Source organism: Massilia norwichensis, assembly GCF_024753245.1.
GTDB lineage: Bacteria > Pseudomonadota > Gammaproteobacteria > Burkholderiales > Burkholderiaceae_D > Telluria > Telluria norwichensis.
The window spans coordinates 41,509-53,461 of the sequence record NZ_JANUGX010000024.1 but is presented as its reverse complement, the minus strand read 5'-3'; the positions used below and the strand labels follow the sequence as shown (position 1 = coordinate 53,461).

The 11,953-nt window shown below is 65.1% G+C and carries 9 protein-coding genes; 8 read left to right on the top strand and 1 reads right to left on the bottom strand.

The window, feature by feature from the left end:
* The first annotated feature begins 157 nt into the window (after positions 1-157).
* Together NX782_RS18560 and NX782_RS18555 are read left to right on the top strand one after the other, a co-directional pair.
* A complete protein-coding gene (locus tag NX782_RS18560) occupies positions 158-1,327 on the top strand; it encodes a PAS domain-containing sensor histidine kinase (RefSeq protein ID WP_258846964.1) in 1,170 nt (389 codons plus the stop codon).
* A gap of 42 nt (positions 1,328-1,369) precedes the next feature.
* The gene (locus NX782_RS18555) at positions 1,370-2,050 is read left to right on the top strand and encodes a response regulator transcription factor (protein ID WP_258846963.1); all 681 of its coding nucleotides are present in this window, start codon (positions 1,370-1,372) and stop codon (positions 2,048-2,050) included.
* Between the two features lie 20 nt (positions 2,051-2,070).
* On the opposite strand, the gene NX782_RS18550 is transcribed toward NX782_RS18555, so the two are convergent.
* The gene (locus NX782_RS18550) at positions 2,071-2,904 is read right to left on the bottom strand and encodes an alpha/beta fold hydrolase (protein WP_258846962.1); all 834 of its coding nucleotides are present in this window, start codon (positions 2,902-2,904) and stop codon (positions 2,071-2,073) included.
* Between the two features lie 147 nt (positions 2,905-3,051).
* On the opposite strand from NX782_RS18550, the gene NX782_RS18545 reads away from it, so the two are divergent.
* The 6 genes from NX782_RS18545 to NX782_RS18520 all read left to right on the top strand — a co-directional run bounded on the left by NX782_RS18545 (position 3,052) and on the right by NX782_RS18520 (position 11,922).
* A complete protein-coding gene (locus NX782_RS18545; RefSeq protein ID WP_258846961.1) occupies positions 3,052-3,312 on the top strand; it encodes a hypothetical protein in 261 nt (86 codons plus the stop codon).
* A 73-nt stretch (positions 3,313-3,385) separates the two neighbouring features.
* Positions 3,386-4,108, top strand: a complete 723-nt coding sequence (locus tag NX782_RS18540; RefSeq protein WP_258846960.1) for a transposase — start codon at positions 3,386-3,388, stop codon at positions 4,106-4,108.
* 96 nt (positions 4,109-4,204) lie between these two features.
* Entirely contained in the window at positions 4,205-5,347 is a 1,143-nt protein-coding gene (locus tag NX782_RS18535; protein WP_258846959.1) for a sensor histidine kinase, read from the top strand.
* Positions 5,344-6,096, top strand: a complete 753-nt coding sequence (locus NX782_RS18530) for a LytR/AlgR family response regulator transcription factor (RefSeq protein ID WP_258846958.1) — start codon at positions 5,344-5,346, stop codon at positions 6,094-6,096. The genes NX782_RS18535 and NX782_RS18530 overlap by 4 nt, the downstream gene beginning before the upstream one ends.
* Before the next feature lie 119 nt (positions 6,097-6,215).
* Positions 6,216-7,052 carry an alpha/beta fold hydrolase gene (locus NX782_RS18525; RefSeq protein WP_258846957.1) on the top strand — a complete coding sequence of 279 codons (837 nt, stop codon included), beginning with the start codon at positions 6,216-6,218 and terminating at the stop codon, positions 7,050-7,052.
* Between the two features lie 148 nt (positions 7,053-7,200).
* On the top strand, positions 7,201-11,922 hold the full coding sequence (locus NX782_RS18520) for a glutamate synthase-related protein (RefSeq protein WP_258846956.1): 4,722 nt from the start codon (positions 7,201-7,203) through the stop codon (positions 11,920-11,922).
* Positions 11,923-11,953 lie beyond the last annotated feature (31 nt).

Below are 11,953 nucleotides of genomic sequence, written 5' to 3'. Positions count from 1 at the left end.
AGGCTTGATGTAACACGCATCTTGCGTTCGTCATGACAAAACATGCCGAAATATGCAGGATGCGTGTTCAACGCAACGCCTTAGAGTCACCGTTCTATACAAATCCGCAAGTCGGGCACTATACTTCCTGAAAGCAATCAACTTCTCGAAGGTTCATATGGTCCGCAGCGCACCCGTTCTTCCGCCTGGCGATGCGCTGCCCACGTCCAGCCTGGTCACGGCCGACGCCTTCCGCACCATCGCCGAACTCGGCGGCGACCTCGTCTTCATCCTCGACTGCGCCAGCGGCCTGCCGGTGTACCTGAGTCCACATGTCAACGATATGCTGGGTTATGGCGTTGTCGATGTTCATGAACATTTTGCAAGAAATCGAGCCGGTCCCCTGGCGCCGCTGTCTGCCGGCCTGCAGGAGCGTCTGCGCCGCTTTGCTGCCGGCGACGGCTCGCGCCTGCGCGTCGTACGCGAGTTCGACCTGCGCCGCCCGGACGGCCGCGAGGTGCCGGTGGAAGTGATCTCGACCCTGTTGCTGGACGAGGCCGGCAAGGCCCGGGCGCTGGCCGGGATCGTACGCGACCTGTCGGCGCGGCGCGAACGGGAGCGCGAGCAGAAGCGCTTCGCCAGCATGCTGAACCACGAATTCCGCACGCCGCTGTCGACCATCGACGGCGCCATCCAGCGCCTGGAGGCGACCAACGCGAACGCCGACGAGCCGACCCGCCAGCGCCACCGCAAGATCGCGACCGCGACCGACCGCCTGATCGCGATGATGGACGATTACCTGTCGCCGGAGCGGATGGCGGCCATCGGGCGCCAGCGCCAGGCCAATACCGTGCCGCCGCGCCTGCTGCTGGAAGAGGTGGTGGCGCAGGCCCGCGTGGCCGGCCGCAAGGTCACGCTGGTGGCGGAGGAATTGCCGGCGCAGCTGCGCGGCGATCCGGCCGGGCTGCGCCTGGCGCTGAAGATTTTGCTGGACAACGCGGTGCGCTACACCCCCACCGACAGCAGCCTGAGCGTGCTGGGCCGGCGCCATGGCAAGGGCGTCGAGCTGGCGCTACGCGATACCGGCCCGGGCGTGCCGGCGGAAGACCTGCCGCGCATTTTCGACAGGGGCTATCGCGGCAGCAATGCGGCCGGTGTGCCGGGCAGCGGCCTGGGCTTGTACATGGCCCGCTCGGTGGTCGAAGTGCATGGCGGCACGCTGGAGCATGCGGCGCCGAAAGGAGGCGGGGCGGAGTTCCGGCTGTGGCTGCCGGTACAGGATGCTCCGGGTAAAGGTCTTGCTTCCGGAGAGAGCAGCAGTGATAATCGGGGCGGCTTACGGGGATAAGCGCCCGACGCAAGAGTTCCGGGAATAATAACTAAAGAACCCATGACGCAAATACTGATTGTTGAAGACAATGGCGAATACGCCGGCGACATGGCTGACTTCCTCAAGGAGCTCGGCCATGAGGTCACGATCGCGACCACGGCCGGCGACATGTGGGCAGCGCTGACCCGCACGCCCGCTGCCGTGGTGGTGCTCGACCTCGGCCTGCCCGATGAAGACGGATTCAATGTCATTCCGCGAATGCGCCAGCTGTATCCCGAGATCGGCTTGCTGGTATTGACGGGGCGGGTCGCCTTCGACAACCGCATCCTCGGCCTGCGCCTGGGCGCGGACCACTATCTGACGAAGCCGATCAAGTTTCCGGAACTGGCTGCCCACATCGAGGCGCTCGACCGCCGCGTGCGTCCGCAGGAGCCGGCGCCGGTGCCGAGCAAGTGGACCTTGCGCGTGTCGGCCCGCCAGCTCGAGCTGATGGGCAAGGTCATCGACCTGACGGAAAAGGAGTGCAACTTCCTGCACCTGCTGACCATCAACACCCGGCCGGTGCCTCGCCAGGTGATCGTGGCCGGCATGGGGGGCGACGACCCGGATGCCAGCCGCCGCGTCGACATGCTGGTCTACCGCCTGCGCAAGAAGGCGCGTACCGGCCTCGGCCAGGACCTGCCGCTGCGCAGCGCCTACGGCGAAGGCTACAGCCTGTCGGCCGGATTCACGCTGGCCTGATGGCGTGTCGCGCGCCTGGCTCAGACCTGGGCCAGGAAACTGCTGAGCATGCGCGGCTCGGTGATCATCGGATCGTGATGGGTCGCCAGCTCGACCCAGTTCCAGCTTTTCTCGCGTTTCAGGTTCTTCTTGACCTCGACCAGCGGCTCGAAGGGTGAGGCCGTGCAGTCGACATAGGTGCGCGGCACACCATTGCCCAGAGGATTGTTCAGCACCAGTTTTTCCTGGTAAGTGCCGACCGGTTGCGGCGCCAGCCGCATGCGCATCCAGGCCAGGGTGATGGAATCGGCGCCGCGATACGAGTCTTTGTTGACTGGCGGAACCGGAATGGCGACGCCTTTCCCCTGGGCTGCCACCTGCTCCAGGCGCTTTTTGGTGACCGCAGCCGGCTGGCCCTCGAACACGGACATGCCGCTTTCCAGCACCATCGCGTCGACGTAGACCAGGCTCTTGAGCTGGGTCGGGATGCGGTCGGCCACGCCGCTGATCACCACCCCGCCAAAGCCACTGCCCACCAGGATCACATCGTTCAGGTTCTCGTAGAGGATGTGATTGGTGATGCTCGTAATAAAAGTCGTCAGCGAAATGTCCTTGGACAGAAGATGGGCATGTTCGCCAAGTCCGGGGCAGGTCGGGGTCGTGACCTTATGGCCCTGTGCACGCAGGTCCTGCGCGACCTTCTCCCAGCACCAGCCGCCATACCAGGCGCCATGCACCAGCACAAAGGTCTTTGGCGTGTCCGTCGGTGCGCGCACGAGGCTCATGCCCGTCGCTTTGGCGGCCGTTGCCTGGCCGATCAGCAAACCCAGCGTCGTCGCGCCGAAGGAACGTCGATCCATTGTTTTCCAGCTCATAGTATCCTCGTTATTGTTAAGCGCAGCATTCGTTGATTTAATAATTTCCGTACAGCAATGGGTAGTGTGGAGAATTTGGCGCGCCCTTATCATGAGCGTGCTCAAGTCATGTACATTTGCCTCACGCATTGCCTGAATGAGTAAGCCATGACGTTCTGCTGCCCTTGGGAAGAAGTCGACGCTTTCGTCAGCCTGGCCGAGTTCCGCAGCTTCGAACGCTGGATGCTGGGGCAGGTCAGCGGCGGACTGGCCAGGCAGGTGCCGGTCGCCACGCCCTACCGCCACGCCGACGGGCAGGGGAGTATCGTCGTGGTCGAGGTCTGGTATCTGCACTTGCCGAGCCGCGAGCAATGGCGGCTGGTGTGGCCGGAGCCGCCGTTCAATGGCATCTTCAAGAAAATTGCATAAATAGGGACATGGTCGAGCATATTTTGCGGCTTTTCGCATATAATCGGGGACAGAGTAATTCTTCGATGACACCATGGCCCGCCAACCCCGACTGATCCTGCCCAGGCAACCCCACCTCATTCTCCAGCGCGGCAACGACAACCAGACCATCTTCCGCGAAGACGAAGACCATGCGCGCTTCCACGGCTGGCTGCAGGAATGCGCCCGGCTCTACAAGGTAGCGGTGCACGCCTGGGTGTTGATGCCGAATCACGTCATCCTGCTGGCCACACCCGACGACGAAGACGGGTTGGCACTGATGATGCAGAAGGTCGGCCGCCATTACGTCCCCTGGTTCAACGCCAAGTATGGCCGTTCGGGCACCCTGTTTCAGGGGCGCTTCCGCACCTCGCTGGTCGATGCGGCGCCCTATCTGCTGGGAGCCAGCCGCTACCTCGAGCTGGCGCCGGTGCGGGCCGGTCTCGCCGCCGATCCCGGCCGCTACCGCTGGTCGAGCTATGCCCACCATGCCGGCATGGGCTCCGACACGCTGGTTACCGACCACATGCTGTACTGGGGCCTCGGCAACACGCCCTTCCAGCGCGAAGCCGCCTATACCGACTTCGTGCAGCAGGGGCCCGGCAGGGAAGAGGAAGAACTGATCGGGACTGCGCTCGCCAAAGGCTGGCCGGTCGGGTCGCACGCGTTCAAGGCCGAACTGGAAAAGAAGACCCAGAGGCAGATCCTGCCGGCCAAGCGCGGCCGGCCGTTCAAGGCGAAACCGGCCGAAGACGGGGCCAGTGCGGCGCTGGAATAAGCGCGTCCACCGCATCCGGCTGCCGTTCGTCGCACCGGCTGTCGATTCGTCGCAGCGGGCTCGCCAGCACGTCCGGCAGCCGCTACACTTGCCTGTATGTCAAGTACAAGCAATCTGCGCCGCGCCTGGCGCTCGCTGTGGGAGCTGCGTCCGAAGCATGACGTCTCCACCGGTGCCCGCCTGGCCGTCATTTCCCTGCTGGCGCTAAGCCTGGCGCTGGGGCTGATGAGCATCGTCGCCATGGTCGGCCGGGTCGACCGGCCCGGCTGGTGGTGGGCCTCCCTGCTGCCGAATGTCGCCATCAGTTTATGTATCCTGCATACCCTGTTCGGCGTGCTGTGGCTGGCGGAAAGGCTGCTGCCGGCGCCGCTGCTTGCGCGTATGTCCGACCTGCGCGACCTGCGCGCCGGCCTGGCGCTGATCGCGATTGCCTTCTGCGGTCTTATCCTCGGGACCACGCTCGGCTTCACCATCGTGCTGACGCTGGTCGGGTTCGCGCTGTCGGAGATGTTCATGTCACCGCCGGTGGCCCTGGTGAAGATCGCGGTATCCCTGCTGTTCCTGATGGCAGCCAACTGGGCCTGGTGGCGCTCGCGCCTGCGCCGCCAGCAGCTGCAGAACGAGGCCCTCGAAGCGCGCCTGCGCCTGCTGCAGGGGCAGATCGAACCGCACCTGCTGTTCAACACCCTGGCCAATGTCCAGAGCCTGATGGACTACGACCCGCCGCGCGCCAAGCGCATGCTCGAGACCTTTTCCGGCTACCTGCGCGCCGGCCTGACGCAGCTGCGCCAGACCGACAGCACGCTGGGCGCGGAGCTGGAGATGGCGCATAGCTACCTGTCGCTGCTGCAGATCCGCATGGAAGAGCGCCTGCAATTCTCGATCGAGGCCAGCGGGGAAGCGCGGGCCTTGAGCATGCCGCCGTTGATGCTGCAGCCGCTGATCGAAAACGCCATCCACCACGGGCTGGAGCCCAAGCTCGACGGCGGCAGGGTCAGCGTCAGCGCGGTGATCGCCGGCGGCCGTCTCGCCATCCGCGTGAGCGACGACGGCATCGGCATCGATACGCCCTCGCGCCGCCTGCAGCCCGGGGCCGGCATGGCGCTGGCCAACCTGCGTTCGCGTTTGCAGACCCGCTTCGGCGCGGACGCCAGCCTGCGTCTGCGGCCCGGCGCCGCCGGCGGCACCGAGGCCGTGCTCGAGCTGCCGATGACGAAGGTGGCGGGGGCGGCCCGATGACACGCGCCCTGATCGCCGACGACGAACCGCACCTGTCCCAATACCTGCGCGACCAGCTGCTGGCGCTGTGGCCGGAACTGCAGATCGTCCACCTGTCGCGCAACGGCGTCGACGCCGCGGCCCGCATCGCCGAACTGGAACCGGACCTGGCCTTTCTCGATATCCAGATGCCAGGCCTGTCCGGCCTCGAGGTGGCGCAGGGCATCGAGGGCGATACCCGGGTCGTGTTCGTCACCGCCTTCGACGCCTACGCGCTGCAGGCTTTCGAGCACGCGGCCCTCGATTACGTTCTGAAGCCGGTCAGCACCGAACGGCTGGCGAAGACCGTGGCGCGGCTGAAGGAAGCACTGGCCCGGCCGGCGGCGGCTGGCGGCGAGGGCCTGGCCGCGGCCCTGCGCCAGCTGACGGCGGCGCCGGGCGGTCCGCAGCTGCGCTACATCCTGGCCGGCCAGGGTGCCACAACCCGCAACCTGGACGTGGCCGAGGTGCGCTTCTTCCAGGCCGACGACAAGTACACGGTGGTCGCCAGCAGCCATGGCGAATTCCTGATCCGCACGCCCATTACCGAGCTCGTCTCCCGGCTCGACCCGGGCCAGTTCTGGCAGGTGCACCGCTCCACCATCGTCAACCTGGCCTGGCTGGAGGGCACGCGCCGCGACGAGACCAGCCGCCTGTTCCTGCGCATGCGCGGCCACGCCGCCGAGCTGCCGGTGAGCCGGGCCTACGTCCACCTGTTCAAGGCGCTGTAGTTCCAGCCCATTCTGCGGCCTGCCATCCATCGGCCCTGCCGTCGATCCGTCGCACGGCGGCTGCATGCGGCGCGCCCGGCTGCGATGCTGGCGTTTTCAACCCGACCATGAGAACGCCCATGTCCACACTGTTCCGCGCCCTGATCCTGCCCATCTTCTGGCTTGCCGCCGCCTGCGCCGCCGCGCCCTTGCCGGTGGTGGAGACCATCGGCGGACGCCGCATCGAATCGCTGACCATCCGCCATCCCGCGTCGCCGCTCACGCTGGTGTTCGAAGGCGGTTCGCGCGGCACCATCGACAAGTGGGGCAGGGTGCTGGAGGGCGCCAGCCGCGACGCCACCGTGTTCGCTTACAACCGGCCCGGATACGGTAACAGCGATGTCCCCATGACCCCGCGCGACGGCCGCACGGTGGTCGAGGAATTGCGGCGCGTGCTGCGCCACAAGGGCCTGAATCCACCTTATGTGCTGGTCGGCCATTCGCTCGGCGGGCTGTACATGCAGCTGTTCGCGCGCGCCTATCCGGACGAGGTGAAGGGGCTGGTGCTGGTCGACGCCATGTACCCACGCGCAGTCAAGGCGACCCGCGACTTTCCCTGGGCGGTACGTCTGGCCGCGCGCGTGGCGTACTCGCGCACTGTCTGGCGCGAGATCGAAAAATTGGACGAGACCGGCGAAGCCGTGCTGGCGCTCGCCGGCATCGACGACAAACCGATCGTCCGCCTGATCAACCAGCCGAAAGCGAAGCCGGGCGAGATACCGCCCATTGCCCTCGATCTTGGCGTCTTCCGTAACGACAAAGCCACCTTCGAGATGATTCGCGACCTGTATCCGAAAGCCAGGACCGAGTTCGTCGACTCGGACCACCAGATGCCGCTGTTCTCACCCGAGGTCGTCGTCAAAGCGATCCACGAAGTGGTTGAAATGGCTTCTGCACCGCGCTCCACAAGTCGCTGAGGACCGGCCGTTCACTATGTCCCCGTTTATTTAGAAAGGATAAGTTTCGAAATTTAATTCGACTCCGACCCTAATTGTTCTAATTGATGTTTATTGCGCAGTGCACTATTCTCGGCCTTCACCTATTCAAAATGCCGTGGAGTCCCTCATGATTGCCCAAGGTTTGTACGATCCTGCCAATGAACACGATGCCTGCGGCGTCGGTTTCATCGCCCACATCAAGGGCAACAAGAGCCATTCGATTATTGAACAGGGTCTGATGATCCTGAAGAACCTGGACCACCGCGGCGCGGTCGGCGCCGACCCGTTGATGGGCGACGGCGCCGGCATCCTGATCCAGATCCCGGACCAGTACTACCGCGACGAGATGGCCAAGCAAGGCGTCGAACTGCCGCCGCCCGGCGAATACGGCGTCGGCATGGTGTTCCTGCCGAAGGAGCACGCCTCGCGCATCGCCTGCGAGCAGGAGATCGAGCGTGCCGTGCGCGCCGAGGGCCAGGTCGTGCTGGGCTGGCGCAACGTGCCGGTCGACGACACGATGCCGATGTCGCCGCGCGTGCGCGAAAAAGAGCCGGTGATCCGCCAGATCTTCATCGGCCGCGGCCCGGACGTGATGGTCACCGACGCCCTCGAGCGCAAGCTGTACGTGATCCGCAAATCCTCGGGCCACGCGATCCAGGCCCTGAAACTCATGCACGGCAAGGAGTTCTTCGTGCCGTCGATGTCGGCGCGTACCGTGGTCTATAAGGGCCTGCTGCTGGCCGACCAGGTCGGCGTCTACTACAAGGACCTGCAGGACCCGCGCTGCGTGTCCGCGCTGGCCTTGGTACACCAGCGCTTCTCGACCAACACCTTCCCGGAATGGCCGCTGGCCCACCCCTACCGCCTGATCGCCCACAACGGCGAGATCAACACGGTCAAGGGCAACTTCAACTGGACCCGCGCCCGCGAAGGCATGATGAAGTCGGCCGTGCTGGGCGAGGACCTGCCCAAGCTGTTCCCGCTGATTTACGAAGGCCAGTCGGACACCGCCTGCTTCGACAACGCGCTGGAACTGCTGGTCATGGCCGGCTACCCGATCGGCCAGGCGATGATGATGATGATCCCGGAAGCCTGGGAAAACCACGCGACCATGGACGAGAACCGCCGCGCCTTCTACGAATACCACGCCGCGATGATGGAGCCGTGGGACGGCCCGGCCGCGATGGCCTTCACCGACGGCCGCCACATCGGCGGCACCCTCGACCGCAACGGCCTGCGTCCGGCGCGCTATGTCGTGACCGACGACGACCTGGTCGTGATGGCTTCCGAATCCGGCGTGCTGCCGATTCCGGAATCGCGCATCGTCAAGAAGTGGCGCCTGCAGCCCGGGAAGATGTTCCTGATCGACCTCGAAGCCGGCCGCATCATCGACGACAAGGAACTGAAGGACACCTATTCGAACGCCAAGCCCTATAAAGCCTGGATCAAGTCGGTGCGCATCAAGCTCGGCGAAATCAAGGTCACCGACAGCCAGCTGGCGCAAAGCCGCGTGAAGGACACGCCAGCCCAGGGCGAGAAGGCCGCGATCTCGCTGCTGGACCGCCAGCAGTCCTTCGGCTACACCCAGGAAGACCTGAAGTTCCTGATGGCGCCGATGGCGGTGCTGGCCGAGGAAGCGACTGGCTCGATGGGCAACGACTCGCCGCTGGCGGTCATGTCGAACAAGCTGAAACCGCTGTATTCCTACTTCAAGCAGCTGTTCGCGCAGGTGACCAACCCGCCGATCGACCCGATCCGCGAAGCGATGGTGATGTCGCTGGTGTCCTTCATCGGCCCCAAGCCGAACCTGCTCGACACCAACAACGTCAACCCGCCGATGCGCCTGGAAGTGTCGCAGCCGATCCTGAGCTTCAACGACATGGCGCGCCTGCGTTCGATCAGCCTGCACACCGGCGGCAAGTTCAAGTCGTATGAGCTGAACATCTGCTATCCGGTCAGCTGGGGCAAGGAAGGCATCGAAGCGAGCCTGGCCTCGCTGTGCGCGGAAGCGGTCGATGCGGTCAAGTCCGGCCATAACATCCTGATCGTGTCGGACCGCGGCATGTCGGGCGAGCAGGTCGCGATTCCGGCCCTGCTGGCGACTTCCGCGATCCACCAGCACCTGGTGATGCGCGGCCTGCGCGCCTCGACCGGCCTGGTCGTCGAAACCGGTTCGGCGCGCGAGACCCACCACTTCGCGCTGCTGGCCGGCTACGGCGCCGAAGCCGTGCACCCGTATCTGGCGCTGGAGACCCTGGTCGACCTGGCGGCCCACCTGCCGCACCCGATGTCGCCGGAAGACGCGGTCTACAACTACACCAAGGCGGTCGGCAAGGGTCTGATGAAGGTGATGTCGAAGATGGGCATCTCGACCTACATGTCCTACTGCGGCGCGCAGATTTTCGAGGCTGTGGGCCTGAACAAGTCGCTGGTCGACAAGTACTTCAAGGGTACCTCGTCGACGGTCGAAGGCATCGGCCTGTTCGAAGTGGCGGAAGAGGCGCTGCGCCTGCACCACCTGGCCTTCGGCAAGGACCCGGTCCTGGCCAACAACCTGGACGTCGGCGGCGAATACGCCTACCGCGTGCGCGGCGAAGACCATTTGTGGACGCCGGACGCCATTGCGAAACTGCAGCACTCGACCCGTGCCAACAACTTCAACACCTATAAAGAATACGCGCAGCTGATCAACGACCAGAGCCGCCGTCACCTGACCATGCGCGGCCTGTTCGAATTCAGGATCGATCCGAGCAAAGCGATCCCGCTGGGCGAAGTGGAGCCGGCCAAGGAAATCGTCAAGCGTTTCGCGACCGGCGCGATGTCGCTGGGTTCGATCTCGACCGAAGCCCACGCCACGCTGGCGATCGCCATGAACCGCATCGGCGGCAAGAGCAATACCGGCGAGGGCGGCGAAGACCCGGCCCGTTACCTGAACGAGTTCAAGGGCATCAAGATCAGCAAGGGCGAAACCCTGGCTTCGATCCTGGGCTCGGAGCGTGTGGTCGCCGACATCCCGCTGGAAGAGGGCGACTCGCTGCGCTCGAAGATCAAGCAGGTGGCCTCGGGCCGCTTCGGCGTGACCGCCGAGTACCTGGCATCGGCGGATCAAATCCAGATCAAGATGGCGCAGGGCGCCAAGCCGGGCGAAGGCGGCCAGCTGCCGGGCCACAAAGTGTCCGAGTACATCGCAAGCTTGCGCTTCTCGGTGCCGGGTGTGGGCCTGATCTCGCCGCCGCCGCACCACGACATCTATTCGATCGAAGACCTGGCGCAGCTGATCCACGACCTCAAGAACGCGAATCCGAGCGCCTCGATTTCCGTGAAACTGGTGTCGGAAGTCGGCATCGGCACCGTCGCCGCCGGCGTCTCGAAGGCCAAGGCCGACCACGTGGTCGTCGCCGGCCATGACGGCGGCACCGGCGCCTCGCCGCTGTCGTCGGTGAAGCACGCCGGCACGCCGTGGGAGTTGGGTCTCGCAGAGACCCAACAAACATTGGTGCTCAACGGCCTGCGCAGCCGCATCCGCGTGCAGGCCGACGGCCAGATGCGTACCGGCCGCGACGTCGTCATCGCCGCGCTGCTGGGCGCCGACGAAATCGGCTTCGCCACCGCGCCGCTGGTGGTGGAAGGCTGCATCATGATGCGCAAGTGCCACCTGAACACCTGCCCGGTGGGCGTCGCGACCCAGGACCCGGTCCTGCGCGCCAAGTTCCAGGGCAAGCCGGAACATGTGGTGAACTACTTCTTCTTCGTCGCCGAAGAAGCGCGCCAGCTGATGGCGCAGCTGGGTATCCGCACCTACGACGAACTGATCGGCCGTTCCGACCTGCTCGACAAATCGAAGGCGGTCAAGCACTGGAAGGCGCAGGGCCTGGACTTCACCAACATCTTCTACCAGCCGAAGACCGACAGCCCACGCGCCCTGCTGCACAGCGAAGGCCAGGACCACGGCCTGGACCGCGCGCTGGACCACAAGCTGATCGCGCAGGCGAAACCGGCGCTGGAGCGCGGCGAACGCGTGTCCTTCATCTCGCCGGTGAAGAACCTGAACCGCACGGTCGGCACCATGCTGTCGGGCGAAGTCGCCAAGCGCTACGGCCATGCCGGCCTGCCGGACGACACGATCCACATCCAGCTGCAGGGCACCGCGGGCCAGTCGGCCGGCGCCTTTTTGGCAGCGGGCATCACGATCGACCTGGTTGGCGAGGGCAACGACTACGTGGGTAAAGGCCTGTCGGGCGGGCGCATCATCGTGCGCCCGAACACCGAGTTCCGTGGCTGGGCGGTCGACAACATCATCGTCGGCAACACGGTGCTGTACGGCGCGATTGCGGGTGAGGCCTTCATCAACGGCGTGGCCGGCGAACGCTTCGCAGTACGTAATTCGGGCGCGACGGCCATCGTCGAAGGCCTCGGCGACCACGGCTGCGAATACATGACCGGCGGTACCGTGGTGGTGCTGGGCGACACCGGCCGCAACTTCGCTGCCGGCATGTCGGGCGGCGTGGCCTACGTGTATGACCCGAAGGGCGAGTTCGAACAGAAGTGCAACACGACGATGGTGAACCTGGAGCGCGTGCTGTCCACCAAGGAGCAGGGCGACAAGTCGACCTGGCACGCCCAGGGCCGCGGCGGCGAGCGCGAGTCCGACGAAGCGATCCTGAAGCGCCTGATCGAACGCCACTTCAAGCACACCGGCTCGACCCGTGCGCGCAACCTGCTGGACGACTGGGCGACTAGCCGCAGCAAGTTCGTGAAGGTCTTCCCGACCGAGTACAAGCGCGCGCTGGAGGAGATGCACAACTCCAGCATGGAAGAAGCGAACGACAAGATCGAACTGGCTGCGTAAGAACACCAACGTCGTCCCCGCGGAGGCGGGG